Source organism: Desulfosarcina cetonica JCM 12296 (genome assembly GCF_001311845.1).
Classification (GTDB): Bacteria; Desulfobacterota; Desulfobacteria; order Desulfobacterales; family Desulfosarcinaceae; genus Desulfosarcina; species Desulfosarcina cetonica.
In genome coordinates, this window is sequence record NZ_BBCC01000007.1 from 18,546 (window position 1) to 36,882 (window position 18,337).

Genomic DNA, 18,337 nt, shown 5'->3' on the forward strand with positions numbered 1-18,337 from the left:
GATCATTCGGCAAAATGAATCACCGGTTCCCGGCGAACGCTAAAAAAATCTATAAAATACAGACTGTTTATATGTATTGAGACAAACCCGGATTGGTTTTTAGGAGGTGGCTGCCCAGTCGGAAAGGGAACTGAATAACGACGTTGTTAATCCAATTTGTTCTTGTTGCACAGTGCTTGCATAAGACGTTGACATCCTTTTTGACGGATTCCTAAAAAAGGATGTCGTTTTAACGCGCTTATTATAGGAGATGAAATGATAACCCTTGATCCTGAAAAATCCATCCTGAACATCGCCGACCGAAAAAAAGGAGACAAGCGGGAGGAAACAGGAACTGCTGAATTTGATTCTCTTTTCAAGGACTTGATCAAAACCGAGGACGCTTCGAATACGGTTTCTGGGCAGGATACGGCCGTTTTTGATATCCGACCGGTGCGCTTTTCAGAACCCACGCCATCGTCACAAGCGACGACCGTCGATCATGTTCAGCAATTGATTGAAACCATGGATGTGTATCAGCAAAAATTGAGCGAACCCCGTGCAACATTGAAGGAGATCGAACCTTACCTTGAGGACCTGGCTTCCCACGCCAAGTCCCTTGAAGACCATTGCAACTCGGTGTCGGATGACGATGAACTGAAAGCCATTGTCAATCAGTCACTGGCCCTCGCATCCATGGAAATCGTTCGGTATAGAAATGGTGAGTACAATAATCCGTAATCCTGATATATTGTACGCCATTCTGGCTGGAATTAGAAATTGGCAATGTTTTTTGCGAACTCGGGATCGTTAAACAGTCGCTTTGCAAATTTAAGGTATTTTTCAGCAATGGCGCGGACAGCCAATTGCAGTGCATATGGTCTCACCGGTTTTTCGATTAAATGATTCACATCGGACGCGATGCACATGTTGACCACATCATCGCTGGCATTCCCCGTTACGATAATGGCGTCGGAATGCGCGGTGGGGAACTTTTCCTCAATGGTATCCAGGAAATAGAATCCGCTCGACCCGCCTAAAAAAACATCGACCACAAAAATTGCGACACCGATATCTCTACCCAGGCAATAATAGGTCGCTTCCTCAGGATCGGTGAAGGACAAAACTTTGCCCCATGCGTAAAAACGTTCAATGGTCGTTGAGATCAGTTCACACACATCTGGGTCGTCATCGACAATGATTACATCCAGCCCATCACTCATATGCTTATCTCCCCCCATCGGAAAAAAGTGCATTCTCGCATAATTTACCGACACCCCTATATATGGGTATCCCCAATGCCGTATTTGGCTATCTTCCGATAAACCGTGGTGATGTTGATACCCAATAATTTGGCCGCTTCTGCCTTGTTCCCACCCGTCTTTCCCAGCGCTTGCATAATCACTTTTTTTCGATTGCCTGCAGGTTGAAGGTGCTCTCGGCTGAGAAGTCGGTGGTCGTCTTTTGTGCGATTTCAGGAGGGAGATCGTCGACATCCAACACCTCCTTGACACCCATGGCAAAGGCACGTTGAATCACATTTTCGAGTTGGCGGATATTCCCCGGCCAATGATACCCCATCAGTTTACCCATTGCCTCCGGAGTGACCACCCATCGTGTTGTCGCCTTTAAATTTTGAAATGAAATGGTTCACCAATAAAGGAATGTCTTCCATGATTTCCCGTAAAGGGGGCATGGTGATGGAGATCACGTTGAGGCGGTAAAAAAGATCCTCCCGAAATGTTTTGTTTTTTATGGCCTCATCAATATTTTTATTCGTAGCGGCAATCACCCGAACATCGACCTCTTGCTCCCTTGTATCACCCACCGGGCGAACTCTTTTTTCCTGCAGTACACGTAAAAGGCTTACTTGGACGGCCGGTGAGACTTCCGCGATTTCATCCAGAAAAATGGTCCCCCCATCAGCGGCCTGGAATAGGCCATCGGCATCCTTCGAAGCCCCGGTGAAAGCGCCCTTAATATGTCCAAAGAGTTCTCTCTCCAGCAAGCTTTCGGCAATGGCACCGCAGTTTACCGGTATAAAAGGGCCATCTCGGCGGTCACTGTTGTTGTGAATGATATTGGCGGTCAACCCTTTGCCGGTGCCGCTTTCACCCTCAATCAACACAGTGGGGCTACCAAAGCTGATCTTGTCGATAACATCGTATATTTCTTGCATTTTTGGGGACATTCCGACAAGTTCATCATATTTAAAATGCTCTTTTAGACGGCCGCGAATCCTTAAATTTTCTTCTTTTAAGCGCTGCTTTTCAATAATTCGTTCGATCAGGATTTTAAATCGATCAAAATTGATCGGTTTCTGAAGAAAATCGTAACTACCCAATCTCATGGCCTCAATGGCCGATTCAATGGTGCCATAACCGGAAACGATGATGACTTCGGTCTCGGGGGAGGCTTCTTTGATGCGTCGAAGGAGTTCCATCCCGTTGATTTCGGGCATGATCAGATCACTAAAGACCACACTGAAGTGCTGGTTACGAACCCTTTCGATGGCCTTAAGACCACTCGATTCAGTTTCCACCGCAAATCCGCAGCGACTTAAGAATTGTTGAACGATAGATAAGATTTGTTGATCATCATCAACAAAAAGAACTTTATGATTTTTCATACTTTCTTTTAATCAACAGTCCACAAAAGAATACAAAGAGAAAAGGGGGTTAAAAAAAATATGTTGGAGTCAAATCCTCCCTGAACCGCACGTATTATTCTATAAATCCAATATTTCTATATATGTCTGAACGTTGCGGGAAAGTCAAGTGAGAGGTGGTGTGTTTTCAATGGTTCTGTCGAAATGCATTGGCATCCATTCTGCTACAGCATGTGCCACTTGGTTTCTGCAAATGTCGTCACCATTGATTCACAGCCCTGGCAGTATCTTGATGCTGACTTGAATGAGCCTCCTGTTCTACCGGTTGAATGTTGTTTGCGATAAATGATGTGCCATTAAGGTATGGTACAACTCTACAACCCAACTTCATGGAGGTTCTATGAAAAGCACAATTCAGAAAAACTTTTATCAAACGATTTGCATCGCGCTTCTGGTCATTTTTGTGGGTGCCTATTGCGCCGCAGCAGCGGAAACGATCAATATCAACACCGCAACGGTCGAGGACTTGGTCAAATTGGATCGTGTGGGCCAAAAATATGCCGAACGAATCGTCGCGTACCGGAACGAATTTGGTCCTTTCGAAAAACCAGAGGACATCATGAACGTCAAAGGAATTGGTGAAAAGACCTGGGAGGTCAACAAAAACCGCATTACCATTTGATATTTGATAAAGGCATGGTGGGCACCCCGTTGATCTGTGTGACGGGGTGCCCACCATTAAATTTGGATCCCGCAATATTTTTACTTAGCTGCCTACCGTATTTCTGCAATACTCTTCTTATAAAATAGAGGTTGACCCTCAATCAATTTTATGTTCAATAGCTGAACGCTCAAACTCTTATTCCCCAAACATCCCTATACACCGATTCCGGCGATTTTTATTGCTCCATGCCTAAAACCGCTTGTAACTCACCCGGCGGAGCTATATCCAAAACAAATGGAATTGAAACGTTTAAAGACGTTCTTCATGCTTGAAATGATTGCCGAAAATCGTCCTCGGTCCCAACGCGAATTTTCCGATTCGCTCGACATTTCCTTGGGGCTGGTCAATACTTTTATTAAACGGCTCATTAATAAAGGGTATTGTACGGTAAAGGCATTGCCCAGAAAGCGAATCCGATATGTACTGACACCGCTGGGCGCCACCGAAAAGACCAAGCTTGCATATGAATATATTTCGAGTGCCTATCAATCCTTCAAAACAGTTTGTTGTCGTCTGGAACGATTTTATGCGACTATCGAAGATGAAGGATTCCGCCGAATTGTGTTTTACGGGGCAGGGGAGATGAGTGAGATCGCCTTGCTCGCATTGAAAGAAACGAATCTCAACGTAATTGCCGTTGTCGATCCCGTTAAAGCAGGAGAACGATGGGCCGGTCACGTCGTAAAGCCCATATCCGATCTTGATGGCCTGGATTTTGATGCTGTTTTGGTCACAACGACAGACAACCCTGAAAAAGTGATCGAAACACTCGGAAAAAGCCGTTTTTCCCTGGATCGGGTCCGTTTTTTCGGTTGAAGAGCCGTTGGCAATGTTTTGAATCGTCGCTGCATAGAAATCGGCCAATTTTCCTCCGACTTCCTTGACGCCGCCGTTCTCTTTTTGACAGAAATCAATTGATGTCATAAAATCATATCAAAATGATTGCCTTAAATGAAATCATTGATTAGGAGGCTTTTATGAAAGCTGTTACCATCAGGGGGGTGGAACCTGAAATTGCTGAAAAGCTAAAATCAAAAGCCGCGAATGAGGGGAAAAGCGTAAATCAACTAATTCTCGAAATTATCAAGACGAATCTTGGATTAAAAAAAGAAAAGAAATATTCCCGTGAATATGATGATTTGGATAGCTTGTTTGGCAGCTGGACAAATGAAGAATATATGGAAATACAATCCGCTATCGATCAATCACGCCAGATCGACCAGAAACTCTGGAAATGAAGAACGTTTTGATTGACACTAATATCTATTCCCTCGCCATGAAAGGCGATGAAAAAGTTGTCGCTGAATTGAGAAAAATAGACTGTATCGGGTTTTCTGCAATAAGCATCGGAGAGCTTTTTTCCGGCTTCAAGGGCGGGCGCCGCGAAAGCAAAAACCGGCAAGAACTGGATATATTCCTAGATTCGCCACGGGTTCGCGTACACACGATCGATGAGGAGACCGCTGACTTTTATGCTGCTATTGTAAATGACCTAAAAATGGCGGGAACTCCCATTCCTACTAACGATGTCTGGATTGCGGCCTCTGTTTTTCAGCATGGGTATAAAATTTATTCCATGGATAGGCATTTCCAATTGATTCCCGGACTTTTGAGATTCGAAGCATCTGAACGTTGAAAATGACCGACGACAAAAAAGCTCACATGGAGGAGCACCGGTGCGATTCATTGATTTAGGGGCTCAGCAGAAACGGATTCGGAAACAAATCGAGGCCAGCATTAGCGACGTGTTGGATCATGGAAGCTATATCATGGGCCCGGAGGTTGGTCGACTGGAAGAAGTGCTTGGTAGGTATTGCGGTGTCAGGCACGCTATTTCCTGTTCATCGGGCACCGACGCCCTGCTACTGGCACTGATGGCGTACAACGTTGGTCCAGGGGACGCCATTTTAACATCACCGTTCACTTTTATTGCCACTGCCGAGGTTATCCGGATCCTCGGTGCGACACCTGTGTTTGTCGATATTCACCCGGATACCTTCAACATCGATCCTTCAAAAATCAAGCTGGCATTATCAGCCTGAAAGCCGCTGATAATGCCCAATATCCACTCCCTGAGGGTTCAACCCGCTTGAAAGTGAAGGGAATCATTGCGGTGGACCTCTTTGGGTTGCCAGCGGATTACGATGCGATTACAGCCATCGCGAAAGACAATAACCTGTTTGTCATCGAGGATGCAGCACAATCATTTGGTGCGGACTATCATGGAAGAAAAGCGTGCAGCCTTGCCGATGTAGCCTGCACTTCATTTTTTCCTGCAAAACCATTGGGGGGGTATGGCGATGGGGGGATGTGCTTCACGGATAACGATGATTTGGCCGATTTAATCAAATCATTGCGTATTCATGGCAAGGGCATTCATAAATACGATAACGTCCGCATCGGCATTAACGGTCGATTGGACACCCTTCAGGCGGCGATTTTAAAGGCCAAGTTTGAGATTTTTCCAGAAGAGGTTGAACTCCGTCAGCAGGTGGTTCAACGTTACAACGAGATGTTGGTTTCTCTTCAGCCGGACTTAGCCGAAATTAAAACGCCCATGGTTCCAGATGGGATGCGCTCCGTATGGGCGCAATATTCTCTGTTGGCCAAAGATACCGAACACCGCACCAAAATCCAGGAGAGATCAAACGCAGCGGGGATACCCACTGCCATTTATTATCCGATTCCTCTGCATCTTCAGGCGGCATTTTCCAATCTGGATTATACGAAAGGTGATTTCCCAGTGAGCGAAGATTTTTCGCAACGTATCTTCAGTCTTCCCATGCATCCGTACTTGACGGCAGAGGATCAAAAACGGATTTCCAATGTAATTCTATCGACTGGTAGAGAATAAATACCGATCACTCAAACAAGCTTTAAGGTATTGAAAAATGGCTGAACATCATGGAAATACCACAAGCGGAAAATCAATATATTGAATTCAAATCCGAGAAAGTGTCCGCAAAAAATCTTGCAGAAGAGATTGTTGCTTTCGCCAATGCCGAAGGTGGTGAGATATGGATAGGCGTGGAAGACGACCTTCAAATTACGGGAATATCCCGTTCTTATGAAGAAGATATTATAAACATATGTCGCAGTGCAGTAATCCCGCCTCTGCAGCCGACATACGAGGAGGTGGATAGCGAAATAAAAGGAATTAAAATTGCGCGAATTTCCATCCCCAAAGGCGTTGACAGGCCCTATTACACGTCAAAAAATCAATATTATATTCGAGTCGGATCGACAAAGCGCATCGCTTCCAGAGAGGAACTGATTCGACTTTTTCAGGCTTCCGGTCTGTTTCATTACGATCGGGTCGAAATCGATGGGACGAGTGTTTCCCATTTGGATTTTTCTGCAATTTCCGATTATTTCTCCAATTATCAAATCAGTTTCGCCACTGAATCTGAGGATGAAAAAATACGATTATTGACTGCCAGCGATGTTCTGGGGCCCAACGAGAAATCAACCTTGGGCGGGATGTTGGTATTTGGGATTAGTCCTGAAAAAATATTACCGCAGGCCGGAATCGCTTTTGCTCATTTTTCAGGCAACCATCTGGATGCCGAGCTCCTTGATAAAAAGAATTTTGGCGGTAGTCTGCCGCGTCAGGTCGACAACGCACTTGCAGCCATTAAAGCGAACAGGCCTGTCGCCTCGACAATTCAGGGTGCCAAGCGTGTGGAGAGCCCCCATTATCCGGATAAGGTGTTTCGAGAACTATTGGTTAATGCCACGGTACATCGAAATTACAGCGTTGTTGGGTCTCAAATACGGGTTTTTATGTTCAATGACCGTATTGAATTTATCCTGCTTATAACGGATTTAGGGGAGCTTGATTCAAATGAACTGAACATGCTGTGACCATGCCGCATGAAAAACACAACATGTTGATTTTACAGTAAATTTTCAAGTCTAGATTTTTTGCTAATAATTTTATATAGTTAGAGACACATCCCCGCCAAAGGAGGTCTCTAACTATATGGGAATAGCAGATTCAACATCCGCTAACCGTAACAACAGAACCATATGCCTGCCCTTTTCTCAAGACAATTATGAATGCAACATCCTTAACCCAGAAGATTTCAGGCTTTGCATCGACCAACGAATCGAGCTGTTCCCGGAACTGTTTCCCGATGCGATCGCAAATGGATATCAGATGAAGGACATTTACCGTTCAAAAAAGCAGTCCATTTTGATCCGTCGAATAAAAATTGCTGGTGTCAACTACACCATCCGGCCTTCATTCATTATGCCTTACCTCGTTGGATGGGTAGACGAAATCGAAACGGCACTTTTTTTCAGGAAGTTCAACATTCCCTTTTGGGCTTTGAGTTATGGTTTTGGAAAAGACCCCATGTATTGGTATCGCATCGAGCAATCGATTGGGAGAAACAGCATTGTCGGAACAACGATCAGACGAGCTAAAGATCTTCCCAAGCACCTTGCCGCCGATGAAAAACATACTCGGATTTCAGGTGAAAAAACATATGTGGCCACGACGGTTGGCGGTGGCTGTATCCTGGGTGCCGATGTTTCCAGAGACGCTGGTGAGCAAGCGTTAACGGATGCATATCAGGTCTATAAAAATGAAGCCCGGCATTTAAATACGGCTTACTCACCAGAGACCGTGAATATGGATGGATGGAAAGCCACCCGAAAGGCATGGCAATCGCTTTTCCCGGCGGTGGTTATCATTTGCTGCTTTTTGCATGTGTTCATCAAAATCCGTGACCGTGCCAAAAAGAAATACCGGGATATCTACGAGAATGTCGCCTCGAAGTTCTGGGATTGTTATCGTGCCGAAAGCAAGGGATCGTTTTGTCAACGAATAAGAAGACTGATCGAATGGTGCGAAAGCAACGATGCACCCTCTGTAATCATTGATCCCTTAACGAAGCTACGGAAAAACATTGCTTCATACCGAGTGGCCTATGACCATCCGAAAGCCCATCGAACCAGTAATATGGTCGATCGGTTAATGCAACGGATGGATCGGCACCTGTATAGTACCCAATATTTTCATGGATCAACGGATTCAGCCCAGTTGAGTATTCGAGGTTGGACTCTGATCAACAACTTTGCTCCGTTCAATCCTCGAACCGCAAATGCCTTCAATGGATTGAAAAGCCCGGCTGAACGATTAAACCAATTCCGATATCACGATAACTGGCTGCACAATTTGTACGTTTCGGCTTCTTTGGGTGGGTACCGGAGCCCTCCCCAAAATCCGATATAATCAGAATTTATCAGTCCCGGTCGACTGCCCAACACGGTAAGTATTGAAAAACTTTCCGTTGGCACCAGTTTCGCTCGCAATCCGCTATTGGTTCGACTGATGGAAAATCTTGGCTATATGGATAAACTCGGTCGGGGATTACCAATGGTCTGCCAGGAGGCAAAAAGACTAAACACAGATGTCATTTTTGAGGATTCCGGCGAAACATTCAGGGTAACGCTACCATTTTCCTGAACATCGAGCATCCCACATTGAATGATGAAATCGCTTCTCCCATCGTTTGCCAAAAGGAAAAATATGGATCGATTTGTTGCCGCCAGTGAATGCTCGTGGCGCAATAGAGCAATCAATCCTCTTTAACCGTCCACAGGGTTTTTAAGAGACGCATGAAAGCATCCCCGTTATATATTCCACAAATCGGTGCATTGGGTCTCATTTGTGGCGAATCCGCAGACACGTTGAATAATTTTCGTGAGCAGTATACGGACGTAGAGACCTGCCTGAGCATACCAGATGTCCTCAAAGAGGACGCTATCCACGGGGTTCACCATCGGCAAGGGATGCAAGATCCAGAACAATGTTTCCGTTTACAAGGGGGGCACGCTTGAAGATGGCGTATTCTGTGGCCCGAGCATGGTCTTTACCGCATCTATAATCCACGAGCTGAAATCCGCAAGATGGATCAGGTACGGCCGACACTGGTAAAGAATGGTGCGTGGCTGGGTGCCAATTCGACCATTGTTTGCGGGACGACTATTGGCCGCTATGCCTTTGTCGGGGACGGTGCTCTGGTGAATAAAAAGGTAGTCGCCATGAAGTAGATGTTGCCGTTGATCCCAAAAGTGGAATTGATGATGCATTGGTGTGCATCGAGTTGAAGATTAAACTGTACAAAAAAACTGAACCTATTGTCAGCTTTCCTCATAACCGGCAGAGTCGGATTGAAACTGTATGATTTGACGTCTAACGAAAATGGTGGGATCAAAATGACTAAAAAAAAGGCCCTAATCACAGGAATCACGGGGCAAGACGGCGCCTATCTGGCTGAGTTACTGCTTGAAAAAGGATATGAAGTTCACGGCATCAAACGACGTAGTTCCTTGTTCAACACAGATAGAATAGACCACCTTTACCAAGATCCCCATGAAAAAAATTGCCGTTTTGTTCTTCATTACGGAGATTTGACGGATTCATCCAGCCTGATCCATATCATCGAGAAGGTTAAGCCTGATGAGCTTTACAACCTTGCGGCACAATCCCATGTTGCCGTCTCCTTTGAAGAGCCGGAATACACCGCCAATGCTGATGCACTCGGTACGCTCAGACTCCTGGAAGCCATCCGGATCCTGGGGTTTGCACATAAAACACGTTTCTATCAGCGTCCACATCCGAGTTGTTCGGCCTCGTACAACAGGTACCACAAGACGAGTTGACGCCGTTTTACCCCCGTTCGCCCTATGGTGTTGCCAAATTATATGCCTACTGGATCACGGTAAACTACCGGGAAGCATACGGTATTTATGCCTGTAACGGCATCCTGTACAATCACGAGTCACCATTGCGTGGGGAAACGTTTATCACCCGCAAAATTACCCGAGGATTGGCACGGATCAAATTAGGACTTGAATCATGCCTCTATGTGGGCAATCTGAATGCCAAACGGGATTGGGGTCACGCGAAAGATTACGTCGAAATGCAATGGCTCATGCTACAGCAGGATGCTCCGGCGGATTTCGTGATCGCCACGGGTCAGCAGTACAGCGTGCACGAATTCATCGACAAAGCGGCCGCCTGCCTGGATATCCGGATGACGTGGAAGGGCAGCGGAATTGACGAAAGCGGTTACGACCAGCACGGGAACCGTATTGTCGCCGTCGACCCGCGGTACTTTCGGCCCACAGAGGTTGAGTCCCTGCTGGGCAATGCGGCCAAAGCGAAAACGAGTCTCGGATGGCAGCCGAAAACCACCATTGATGAACTCATTCGTGAGATGGTTACCCACGACCTCGAATTGGCCAAGCGCGACGATCTTGTCAAGCGCCATGGATATCGTGTTTTGGACCACAAAGAGTGACGCGTTGAAACAGATCCAATGAAAAAAGAAAGCAAGATATTCGTCGCCGGGCACCGTGGCCTGGTGGGATCGGCCATCACTGAAGCCCTTGAGCGGCGAGGCTACAACAATCTGATTCAAAAAACGCATGCACATTTGGACCTTGAAGATCAACGCGCCGTGGCTGATTTTTTCGCCAGCGAAAAGCCGGATTTCGTCTTTCTGGCCGCTGCCAAAGTGGGTGGCATTTTGGCCAACAACACCTATCCGGCAGACTTCATTTACCGGAATCTTGCCATTCAGAATCATGTGATTCAGAGTGCGTGGAAACATGGCGTGAAACGGCTGATTTTCTTGGGATCCTCATGCATCTATCCCCGTGATTGCCCCCAACCGATCAAGGAATCCTATTTATTGAACGGTCCCTTGGAACCTACCAACCGTTCCTATGCGGTGGCCAAAATTGCCGGTATCGAAATGTGCTGGGCCTATAATCGTCAGTACGGCACCCAATTCATGCCGGTCATGCCGACCAATCTGTATGGCCCCGGAGACAACTACGACCTGCAGACGTCCCACGTCCTACCGGCGATCATCCGCAAATGCCATTTGGCGAAGCTGGCTCAACAGGGCGACGTGACAGGTATCAAAGCCGATGAAATTTCCGTCGGACCAATTCCGGCGGAAGTTAAGGCTGCGCTGGGTGTCAATCCCGCTATCTCGCAAATGGATGTAGCCGTGTCACCAGCGCCGATATTCTGGGGAACCGGTAGTGTACGCAGAGAATTTTTGTATAGTGCGGATATGGCCGATGCTTGCATTCATATCATGTCCCTACCCGAACGCATTTTCCGGCAGTTCCTAAATGAAGCGGAACCGCCGCTGATCAACATTGGTTGCGGCACGGACCAAACCATCGCCGAATGTGTCGATCTGGTACGCGATGTGGTCGGCTACGATGGCGATGTTATCTGGGATCGCGACAAACCGGACGGTACGCCACAAAAACTGCTCAATACGAAAAAACTGACCGAATTGGGATGGCAGCCGCGAATCAATTTAAAGGAAGGGCTCAAAAGCGCTTATTTAGACTACTTGGATCGCATTGCGATATAGGGTGACGATATTGAAACGAGTGCTCGAAAATGAATATTAAACGTGCCGTTATGGTTACCGGCGGGGCGGGTTTCATCGGTTCAAACTTTATCCATACATATTTGGAAGAAAACAGCAATGATATTATCGTCAATTTAGATAAATTGACTTATGCCGGTAATCCTGAGAATCTATATCACTTAATTAATAATCCACGCCATGTATTCGTTAAGGGAGATATAGGCGATCGAGGAACCGTCTCTCAAATATTAAGGGAACACCGTCCCTGGGCCATTATCAATTTCGCGGCCGAAAGCCATGTGGACCGATCCATTTCAGCGCCCGATGATTTCATTCATACCAACATGGTTGGAACATTTAACCTGTTGCAACAGGTGCGGGCTTATTGGGAGAAACTGTCGAGCGGGGAACAATCCAATTTTCGATTCTTGCACGTATCTACAGATGAAGTTTACGGTTCCCTGGAATATGACGATCCGGCATTCTCGGAAACGACCGCCTATTCCCCCAACAGTCCTTATTCCGCCTCCAAAGCCGCCTCTGATCATATAGTGAGAGCATATCACCACACATATGGCCTGCCCACCCTGACCACCAATTGCTCGAACAACTACGGCCCATACCAGTTCCCCGAGAAACTGATTCCTATGGTCATTCATAACGCGCTTAACGGCAGGCCGATTCCGGTCTATGGAGACGGCGCGAACATCCGGGACTGGCTGTATGTGGTCGATCATTGCAAGGCCATCATCCAAGCGCTTCAAAAGGGCATACCCGGAGAGGTTTACAACATCGGCGGCAACAGCGAGAAAACCAATCTTGAAGTGGTGAACACGATCTGTACCATTTTAGACGGAATTCGTCCGTTGACGGGCAACATGCACTACCATGATCTCATTAAATTTGTTAAGGACCGTCCGGGTCATGATCGGCGCTACGCTATCGATGCTTCGAAAATCCGAAAGGTAATCGGCTGGATGCCTGAAGAGACGTTTGAATCAGGCATCCAAAAACCGTGAGGTGGTATCTGGATAATACCCAGTGGGTGGAAAACGTTACCAGCGGGTCCTACCAGCAGTGGATCGAAACCAATTACGGGAGACGATGATGCAACGCAAAGGAATCATTCTGGCTGGTGGCAGCGGAACACGCCTTTACCCGATCACGATTGCCATTTCCAAGCAATTGCTGCCCATTTATGACAAACCGATGGTCTATTACCCGCTTACCACGCTCATGCTGGCGGGCATCAGGGACATCCTGGTCATCTCCACCCCCCAGGATACGCCGCGGTTCGAACAGCTTTTAGGTGACGGTACGCAGTGGGGGATCAATATTTCCTATGCAGTTCAACCGAATCCCGGGGGAATCGCACAGGCATTTATCATCGGCAGCGATTTCATTGGATCGAATCCCAGTGCCCTGGTCCTTGGGGACAATATTTTCCACGGGCATGATTTGGCGAAGCATCTGTCTGTTGCCAATCAAAAGACGGACATTTCCACCGTATTTGCTTATCAAGTTACCGATCCCCAGCGATATGGTGTGGTGAATTTTGACGCCGAGGGCAGAGTTATCGGCATAGAAGAAAAACCGAAACGGACCAAATCGGATTTTGCCATTACCGGTCTTTATTTTTATGACAATCAAGTTGTTGATATTGCCCGCGAAACAAGGCCGTCGGCAAGGGGCGAACTGGAAATCACCGATATCAACAGACATTATTTGGAACTGGGGAAACTGGAAGTCGCCTCATAGGAAGAGGGTATGCCTGGCTGGATACCGGTACCCATTCATCCCTCCTCGAAGCGTCCCGGTTCGTTGAAATTCTGGAGCGCCGGCAGGGGCTCAAAATTGCCTGCCCGGAGGAAATCGCATGGCGCTTGGGTTACATCTCCGACGACCAGTTGGAAACTTTCGGCTGCGCAATGAAAACCAATGGATATGGTCAATACCTCTTGAAAATTTTGAAGAAGAAATCGGGCGATGGTGATTGCCTGATGTTTTCTGCCATAGAAGAGTGACTATCTAATGAATGTCGTACAAACTGAAATTGCTGATGTTCTCATCCTGGAGCCAACGGTTTTCGGCGACGAGCGGGGATTTTTCTTCGAGAGCTTCAACCAAACCGTTTTCCAGGAAAAGACCGGTCTCACAGTCGATTTTGTCCAAGATAACCACTCTCGCTCGACGAAAAACGTCCTTCGCGGACTTCACTACCAGATCAAACAACCCCAGGGTAAACTGGTTCGCGTGATCAGCGGCGAGGTCTTCGACGTGGCTGTGGACATCCGCAGGTCATCGCCGGCTTTCGGAAAATGGTTCGGCCAGGTTCTTTCCGCTGAAAACAAGAAGCAGCTGTGGGTACCGCCCGGGTTCGCCCACGGCTTTCTGGTATTAACTGATTATGCAGAGTTTTTGTACAAAACGACCGATTATTACGCACCTGAACATGAACGCTGCATTCGCTGGAACGATCCTGATCTAAACATTCAATGGCCAATCAATAATGATGCACCCCTTATTTCAGCAAAGGATGCAGATGGCGTTTTGTTCAGGGATGCCGAGGTGTTTGCATGATGGTCTGCTCCTACCTTATACCTTTGATCTTTCTTTGTATGACCATATCAAATAATCGGACTTGATTGATCATATTTAGCGGGTGGGCAGGGTGTTTTATAGAAAGGCCTGATTGCTGCAATCCTTTCTTAAAAAGTAAACATACCCTTAACCCCTTGTGCCCTCAAGCAAAGCGTGGGAGATAAAAAAATACAGGAAAGAAAATGAAAATACTCATCATTGGCGGGAAGGGCCAGTTGGGGCGAACGCTTTCTGAAACCGCACCTGAATATTTTGACTTAAAATCATTCGATCTGCCGGAATTCGATATTACGAACTGGGAGAACGTTGAAACGATCGTTGAGCGTGAAAAACCAGAGGTAATCATCAATGCTTCTGCCTATACCGCCGTGGACCGAGCTGAAGAGGAGCCCGATCTTGCCTATGCAGTCAACGCCACCGGCCCGAAAAACTTGGCTGTTGCAGCTCAAAAAACAGGCAGCCGGTTGATTCACATATCCACGGATTATGTCTTCGATGGAACGGCCTGCAAACCCTAACTCGCGGCGCCACAGCCGCACGCGGTTCCCGTTACTGCCACCGCAGTCGCGGTAATCAAAAGACGCCGAGCATCAGGGTAGGCCGGCGATCCCATCTCCCGCCACCATCGCCGAATGCTTTCCACTGCAAACTCCGCGGTATCGTGGTCAATGCCCACGCTGACCCATCCGTTGTTGGCCGTGACATCGTAAACGCCATATGGCGCCACTTTACCCAGTTCGCGATCAATGAAGTCATGAACCCTGACTTGTTCCGGTTCGCCCTGAGGCTGCCATTCACGGCCAGTATTCTTGAAATCGCCGATCAACTCCTTTTTGTTGGTATTGACAGGGCGGCCTTGATGAAATCAGAAAAGTCAATTTTCGCCGTCCTCAAAGTGAACTTGAAAAATATAGCGATTCGATTGAACAGTATTTTCGGGAGAATCCGGTTGCCAATATTGCGCAAGCTGCTGCTGAAATCGAAAGGCTGACCGGAATTCGACGCAGCAAGACCAAAGTTGGTGTATTTCTAAAAAAGCTTGGCATGAAGTACCGCAAAGTCGGATCAGGGTCGATTCTACAGTGCCTTGCTGAGACGAGCGGCGATTACAAAAAGGAGTTGGACGCCTTACTGGCGTTAAATTTTCAATCATTTTCTAAATCACAAATTATAACCGTCTAAAGTATATAAGCAGCATTTTTTACGTTTTAATAGAACAACCAGATAATTTATTGAGGTCTGGAAAGCCATGCACAAAGGGCATGGCTTTCAGACCTCAATGAGGCTTACAGAAGGAACACTTGTGATGTCACATACTGAGCAAATAGATTTCTGTAGAAGGGTTCGTGAACGCTTTGCGAAATACTTCGAACGTGTATTTGTTTTAGATGCCGGTTCATTGGACATTAATGGGAATAATCAGTACTTATTCAAAGATGCCTTGTATCTGGGGGTTGATATTGGGTGCGGGAAGAATGTTGATGTGGTACAAAAGATACACGAATTACGTCTACCAGATAATACGTTTGACACGATTATCTCTACAGAAGTATTTGAGCATGATATGTTTTATGCAGAGAGTATTGAAAACATTTATAGAATGTTAAAGGCGGGTGGGATGTTCCTATTTACATGTGCTACAGAGGGGAGACCTGAACACGGAACAGAACGAAACCGACCGCAAGATGCACCATTGCTGCAGGGACATTATGAATGGTCACAGTATTATAAAAACTTGACTGAAGAAGACATATGGAAAGTAATTAATGTTGAAGAAAAATTTAGCCAATATAAATTCGAGAAAAACACATCCAATCATGACCTCTATTTTTGGGGAATCAAGAATGGTGTCTACGAGGCGAATGAAAATTATTCTATCTTGATGAAGAACTCCATCTCTCGTGTTGCAAAAGATGCAGAAATAAAAGAAATTATAAAGGTGTCACATAGAAGAGCCCATATCATCGAATCATTAGAAGCACATCTTAAAAGCAAAGAAAAAATGATGTGCGAAACCGAAGATCAATTCATGCGCGAAAGGGAAACATGGGCTTTTACAGAGTCTGACCTGAAGAAAAAGATATCAAGCCTTCAGGTCGAACGAGAGCAGCAGAAGGGAATGATCGCAGCTCTGGAAAATAGTCTTGAAAAAATACGAAGTGAACAACAGCACCAATATGGGATCTTATTTGAGAGAGAACGTGCAATCGAAGTGCTTAGTATTGAAAGAGATAAACAATTTCAACAGGTCATACAGCAAAAAGACAAAATTGATGACCTGCAAACACAGATAGATGGATATAAACAAACGATTCATGAACATCAACAGCGGCTGCAGAATGCTACTAGTGAGCTCGATTCTATAAAACTTGATATTGATGCATTCCTGTCTTTGGATTATTTGACAAAGAGAAAACAATGAAACGTAATGATTTGTTAAGACAAAAAGGCTTGATATACGCAACAAAGATAATCAACCTTGAAAACAAGATTAAAGTACTGCAAAAACAATTGCAGACACGACATATTGAAAATAGGAACATTAAAAGAAAAAATGGTAAGTTTGAAGTCAATGCCATTGAGCTATACAAAAAGATGAAGAGTAATAAAAGACTTCACACATACCGGCTGTATAAACAAATTGCGAGAACTCAACTATTTGATACAAACTTCTATATTGAACAATATACTCATACAAAGACAAACGCCAAGCGCGCTATATGGGATTACATACAAAACGGAGTTCTTGAAAATAGAAAGCCCAATACTTTTTTTAATCCCCAATTCTATCTCTCAGAGAATATTGACGTAGCACTGTCTGGAATGGAACCGTTGTTGCACTACGCTTTGTTCGGCTGGAAGGAAGGGCGTAACCCTTCAACAAAATTTGATACTAAGAAATATTTGGTGAATCACCCAGATGTGGCCAGAAGTGGCATGAACCCCTTGTTGCATTATCTAAAATATGGTCGAGAAGAGAACAGAAAGGTTTATAACGTCCATAATGCTACTGTACCTATATCGTCTGAAACATTTTCGAGCCCTTCGGTGGTTTTTCCACAAAATGAGGAAAGTACCGGCAGCTGCATTCTGAATGATGTAGTCTTTTCTAGCATAAGACGATTTCACGGGTTGTCTCCGATAATACAGAGGGAACGTCTTGATTTGGTGGTTCTCAACGAATCCAATTTCTTTGAGGTGTTACCATTTATAACACAACGAAAGGGAAAATTAATTGTAGAGCTTGAAATAGAAACGAACTCCCCTGGGCTGATTAATCTTCAATATATCACGGTCAACGATCAAAAATATAATGCTTCAAAATGTTTAACGAAAAAATTGTCAGAATCTGCCAATAGTGTACGATTTGAATTGGGTACTAAGTATCTAACTGGCTTGCAGCGTATCAATCTATCCAAGCTTTCCGGAAAAGTTTCCATCAAAAGAATTACACAGAGTTTTATTGAGAATGTTGACGAATCAACGGATCCTATTATGAGCTTTATTGTGCCGTGCTACAACCATGGTGAATACCTTGAAGAGACAATCAACAGTATTCGGGCAATTGAAGAAGACGAGCTCTATGAAATTATTGTCGTCGATGACGGCTCAACGGATCTGCACACGAAACAGGTGTTTAATAAGCTGCAAAATGATGGCATTACAATATTAGCTCAGCCTAACAAAGGGCTTGGCGCTGCCAGGAACAATGGAATTTCTCTGGCACGGGGTAAATATATCTTTCCGGTAGATGCGGATAACAGGATACGGACAGTCCACTTTTACAGAGCCGTAGAGATTATGGAAACGGACGAGACTGTTGGAGTCGTTTATGGGGATGTTCAGTCTTTGGGACGAAGAAATACCTCAATCGGGTACCCGAGTTTGAACTGAAACAACAGTTTATACAAAACAAAATTGATGCGTGTGCTGTCTACCGAAAATGCATCTGGGAAGAAGTCGGCGGATATGAAGAGCACATGATAGGTTACCAGGACTGGGACTTTTGGACATCCG

At 45.7% G+C, this 18,337-nt stretch carries 22 protein-coding genes and 3 pseudogenes; 20 read left to right on the forward strand and 5 right to left on the reverse strand.

Features of this window, described 5'->3' with window-relative positions; translation table 11 throughout:
* The first annotated feature begins 255 nt into the window (after nucleotides 1-255).
* Complete coding sequence (locus tag JCM12296_RS02670; RefSeq protein ID WP_054689480.1) at nucleotides 256-720, forward strand: hypothetical protein; 465 nt, start codon at nucleotides 256-258, stop codon at nucleotides 718-720.
* A 32-nt stretch (nucleotides 721-752) separates the two neighbouring features.
* Here JCM12296_RS02670 and JCM12296_RS02675 read toward each other — a convergent pair whose 3' ends face one another.
* From JCM12296_RS02675 to JCM12296_RS02685, 4 genes are read right to left on the reverse strand one after another with little or no spacing between them, the layout of a single operon-like run.
* Entirely contained in the window at nucleotides 753-1,202 is a 450-nt protein-coding gene (locus tag JCM12296_RS02675) for a response regulator (protein ID WP_054689481.1), read from the reverse strand.
* 56 nt (nucleotides 1,203-1,258) lie between these two features.
* A complete protein-coding gene (locus JCM12296_RS50055) occupies nucleotides 1,259-1,378 on the reverse strand; it encodes a helix-turn-helix domain-containing protein (RefSeq protein WP_157067326.1) in 120 nt (39 codons plus the stop codon).
* 2 nt (nucleotides 1,379-1,380) lie between these two features.
* Nucleotides 1,381-1,572: an AAA-type ATPase lid domain-containing protein gene (locus JCM12296_RS02680; protein ID WP_054689483.1), complete on the reverse strand. Its 192-nt coding sequence runs from the start codon at nucleotides 1,570-1,572 to the stop codon at nucleotides 1,381-1,383.
* On the reverse strand, nucleotides 1,565-2,608 hold the full coding sequence (locus tag JCM12296_RS02685) for a sigma-54-dependent transcriptional regulator (protein ID WP_054689485.1): 1,044 nt from the start codon (nucleotides 2,606-2,608) through the stop codon (nucleotides 1,565-1,567). Before JCM12296_RS02685 ends, JCM12296_RS02680 begins: the two co-directional genes overlap by 8 nt.
* Before the next feature lie 379 nt (nucleotides 2,609-2,987).
* Here JCM12296_RS02685 and JCM12296_RS02690 point away from each other — a divergent pair, with 379 nt between their 5' ends.
* The 17 genes and pseudogenes from JCM12296_RS02690 (at nucleotide 2,988) to JCM12296_RS02750 (ending at nucleotide 14,838) form a co-directional block, all read left to right on the forward strand.
* Nucleotides 2,988-3,269 carry a ComEA family DNA-binding protein gene (locus JCM12296_RS02690; RefSeq protein WP_054689487.1) on the forward strand — a complete coding sequence of 94 codons (282 nt, stop codon included), beginning with the start codon at nucleotides 2,988-2,990 and terminating at the stop codon, nucleotides 3,267-3,269.
* A gap of 276 nt (nucleotides 3,270-3,545) precedes the next feature.
* The gene (locus JCM12296_RS02695) at nucleotides 3,546-4,127 is read left to right on the forward strand and encodes a winged helix-turn-helix transcriptional regulator (RefSeq protein ID WP_054689489.1); all 582 of its coding nucleotides are present in this window, start codon (nucleotides 3,546-3,548) and stop codon (nucleotides 4,125-4,127) included.
* A 161-nt stretch (nucleotides 4,128-4,288) separates the two neighbouring features.
* Nucleotides 4,289-4,549 (forward strand): FitA-like ribbon-helix-helix domain-containing protein, encoded by a 261-nt coding sequence (locus tag JCM12296_RS02700; protein WP_054689497.1) that lies wholly within the window; start codon nucleotides 4,289-4,291, stop codon nucleotides 4,547-4,549.
* Complete coding sequence (locus tag JCM12296_RS02705) at nucleotides 4,546-4,947, forward strand: type II toxin-antitoxin system VapC family toxin (protein ID WP_054689499.1); 402 nt, start codon at nucleotides 4,546-4,548, stop codon at nucleotides 4,945-4,947. Before JCM12296_RS02700 ends, JCM12296_RS02705 begins: the two co-directional genes overlap by 4 nt.
* Nucleotides 4,948-4,987: 40 nt before the next feature.
* Complete coding sequence (locus tag JCM12296_RS46965; RefSeq protein ID WP_281491907.1) at nucleotides 4,988-5,353, forward strand: aminotransferase class I/II-fold pyridoxal phosphate-dependent enzyme; 366 nt, start codon at nucleotides 4,988-4,990, stop codon at nucleotides 5,351-5,353.
* Nucleotides 5,354-5,406: 53 nt separating this feature from the next.
* Nucleotides 5,407-6,165, forward strand: a complete 759-nt coding sequence (locus JCM12296_RS02710) for a DegT/DnrJ/EryC1/StrS family aminotransferase (RefSeq protein ID WP_281491910.1) — start codon at nucleotides 5,407-5,409, stop codon at nucleotides 6,163-6,165.
* Between the two features lie 50 nt (nucleotides 6,166-6,215).
* Nucleotides 6,216-7,175 (forward strand): AlbA family DNA-binding domain-containing protein, encoded by a 960-nt coding sequence (locus JCM12296_RS02715; RefSeq protein WP_054689501.1) that lies wholly within the window; start codon nucleotides 6,216-6,218, stop codon nucleotides 7,173-7,175.
* Between the two features lie 118 nt (nucleotides 7,176-7,293).
* Nucleotides 7,294-8,550 carry a hypothetical protein gene (locus tag JCM12296_RS43300; RefSeq protein ID WP_054689504.1) on the forward strand — a complete coding sequence of 419 codons (1,257 nt, stop codon included), beginning with the start codon at nucleotides 7,294-7,296 and terminating at the stop codon, nucleotides 8,548-8,550.
* 9 nt (nucleotides 8,551-8,559) lie between these two features.
* Nucleotides 8,560-8,784 carry an ATP-binding protein gene (locus tag JCM12296_RS35745; protein ID WP_083455744.1) on the forward strand — a complete coding sequence of 75 codons (225 nt, stop codon included), beginning with the start codon at nucleotides 8,560-8,562 and terminating at the stop codon, nucleotides 8,782-8,784.
* A 315-nt stretch (nucleotides 8,785-9,099) separates the two neighbouring features.
* Nucleotides 9,100-9,356, forward strand: a pseudogene (locus tag JCM12296_RS35750) (acyltransferase); the annotation flags it as partial.
* Nucleotides 9,357-9,536: 180 nt separating this feature from the next.
* A pseudogene (gene gmd / locus JCM12296_RS02725) lies at nucleotides 9,537-10,624 on the forward strand (GDP-mannose 4,6-dehydratase).
* Nucleotides 10,625-10,642: 18 nt separating this feature from the next.
* Nucleotides 10,643-11,719 carry a GDP-L-fucose synthase family protein gene (locus JCM12296_RS02730; protein WP_054689507.1) on the forward strand — a complete coding sequence of 359 codons (1,077 nt, stop codon included), beginning with the start codon at nucleotides 10,643-10,645 and terminating at the stop codon, nucleotides 11,717-11,719.
* A gap of 29 nt (nucleotides 11,720-11,748) precedes the next feature.
* Nucleotides 11,749-12,738: a dTDP-glucose 4,6-dehydratase gene (gene rfbB, locus JCM12296_RS02735; protein ID WP_479690846.1), complete on the forward strand. Its 990-nt coding sequence runs from the start codon at nucleotides 11,749-11,751 to the stop codon at nucleotides 12,736-12,738.
* An 85-nt stretch (nucleotides 12,739-12,823) separates the two neighbouring features.
* A complete protein-coding gene (rfbA, locus tag JCM12296_RS02740; protein WP_479690847.1) occupies nucleotides 12,824-13,477 on the forward strand; it encodes a glucose-1-phosphate thymidylyltransferase RfbA in 654 nt (217 codons plus the stop codon).
* Between the two features lie 125 nt (nucleotides 13,478-13,602).
* Nucleotides 13,603-13,743 (forward strand): hypothetical protein, encoded by a 141-nt coding sequence (locus JCM12296_RS51280; protein ID WP_479690848.1) that lies wholly within the window; start codon nucleotides 13,603-13,605, stop codon nucleotides 13,741-13,743.
* Nucleotides 13,744-13,750: 7 nt separating this feature from the next.
* The gene (gene rfbC, locus JCM12296_RS02745) at nucleotides 13,751-14,299 is read left to right on the forward strand and encodes a dTDP-4-dehydrorhamnose 3,5-epimerase (RefSeq protein ID WP_054689510.1); all 549 of its coding nucleotides are present in this window, start codon (nucleotides 13,751-13,753) and stop codon (nucleotides 14,297-14,299) included.
* A gap of 203 nt (nucleotides 14,300-14,502) precedes the next feature.
* The gene (locus tag JCM12296_RS02750) at nucleotides 14,503-14,838 is read left to right on the forward strand and encodes an SDR family oxidoreductase (protein ID WP_054689512.1); all 336 of its coding nucleotides are present in this window, start codon (nucleotides 14,503-14,505) and stop codon (nucleotides 14,836-14,838) included.
* Here the strand turns inward: JCM12296_RS02750 and JCM12296_RS35755 are convergent.
* Nucleotides 14,836-15,167: pseudogene (locus tag JCM12296_RS35755) on the reverse strand (ISAzo13-like element transposase-related protein); the annotation flags it as partial. The gene JCM12296_RS02750 and the pseudogene JCM12296_RS35755 overlap by 3 nt on opposite strands.
* A gap of 459 nt (nucleotides 15,168-15,626) precedes the next feature.
* Between JCM12296_RS35755 and JCM12296_RS02760 the strand changes: the two are divergent.
* Nucleotides 15,627-16,742: a class I SAM-dependent methyltransferase gene (locus JCM12296_RS02760; protein WP_054689516.1), complete on the forward strand. Its 1,116-nt coding sequence runs from the start codon at nucleotides 15,627-15,629 to the stop codon at nucleotides 16,740-16,742.
* A complete protein-coding gene (locus JCM12296_RS02765; RefSeq protein ID WP_054689518.1) occupies nucleotides 16,739-18,214 on the forward strand; it encodes a glycosyltransferase family A protein in 1,476 nt (491 codons plus the stop codon). The genes JCM12296_RS02760 and JCM12296_RS02765 overlap by 4 nt, the downstream gene beginning before the upstream one ends.
* The last annotated feature ends 123 nt before the right edge of the window (nucleotides 18,215-18,337 follow it).

What these genes read in the sequence shown, in the direction of transcription:
- rfbC (WP_054689510.1), top strand. Translation starts at nt 13,751, where the DNA reads ATGAATGTCGTACAAACTGAAATTGCTGATGTTCTCATCCTGGAGCCA.
- JCM12296_RS02715 (WP_054689501.1), top strand. Translation starts at nt 6,216, where the DNA reads ATGGAAATACCACAAGCGGAAAATCAATATATTGAATTCAAATCCGAG.
- JCM12296_RS02695 (WP_054689489.1), top strand. Translation starts at nt 3,546, where the DNA reads ATGGAATTGAAACGTTTAAAGACGTTCTTCATGCTTGAAATGATTGCC.
- rfbA (WP_479690847.1), top strand. Translation starts at nt 12,824, where the DNA reads ATGATGCAACGCAAAGGAATCATTCTGGCTGGTGGCAGCGGAACACGC.
- rfbB (WP_479690846.1), top strand. Translation starts at nt 11,749, where the DNA reads ATGAATATTAAACGTGCCGTTATGGTTACCGGCGGGGCGGGTTTCATC.
- JCM12296_RS02760 (WP_054689516.1), top strand. Translation starts at nt 15,627, where the DNA reads ATGTCACATACTGAGCAAATAGATTTCTGTAGAAGGGTTCGTGAACGC.
- JCM12296_RS02690 (WP_054689487.1), top strand. Translation starts at nt 2,988, where the DNA reads ATGAAAAGCACAATTCAGAAAAACTTTTATCAAACGATTTGCATCGCG.
- JCM12296_RS02705 (WP_054689499.1), top strand. Translation starts at nt 4,546, where the DNA reads ATGAAGAACGTTTTGATTGACACTAATATCTATTCCCTCGCCATGAAA.
- JCM12296_RS02750 (WP_054689512.1), top strand. Translation starts at nt 14,503, where the DNA reads ATGAAAATACTCATCATTGGCGGGAAGGGCCAGTTGGGGCGAACGCTT.
- JCM12296_RS02685 (WP_054689485.1), bottom strand. Translation starts at nt 2,608, where the DNA reads ATGAAAAATCATAAAGTTCTTTTTGTTGATGATGATCAACAAATCTTA.
- JCM12296_RS02730 (WP_054689507.1), top strand. Translation starts at nt 10,643, where the DNA reads ATGAAAAAAGAAAGCAAGATATTCGTCGCCGGGCACCGTGGCCTGGTG.
- JCM12296_RS50055 (WP_157067326.1), bottom strand. Translation starts at nt 1,378, where the DNA reads ATGCAAGCGCTGGGAAAGACGGGTGGGAACAAGGCAGAAGCGGCCAAA.
- JCM12296_RS02675 (WP_054689481.1), bottom strand. Translation starts at nt 1,202, where the DNA reads ATGAGTGATGGGCTGGATGTAATCATTGTCGATGACGACCCAGATGTG.
- JCM12296_RS02670 (WP_054689480.1), top strand. Translation starts at nt 256, where the DNA reads ATGATAACCCTTGATCCTGAAAAATCCATCCTGAACATCGCCGACCGA.
- JCM12296_RS02700 (WP_054689497.1), top strand. Translation starts at nt 4,289, where the DNA reads ATGAAAGCTGTTACCATCAGGGGGGTGGAACCTGAAATTGCTGAAAAG.
- JCM12296_RS02765 (WP_054689518.1), top strand. Translation starts at nt 16,739, where the DNA reads ATGAAACGTAATGATTTGTTAAGACAAAAAGGCTTGATATACGCAACA.
- JCM12296_RS43300 (WP_054689504.1), top strand. Translation starts at nt 7,294, where the DNA reads ATGGGAATAGCAGATTCAACATCCGCTAACCGTAACAACAGAACCATA.
- JCM12296_RS02680 (WP_054689483.1), bottom strand. Translation starts at nt 1,572, where the DNA reads ATGGGTAAACTGATGGGGTATCATTGGCCGGGGAATATCCGCCAACTC.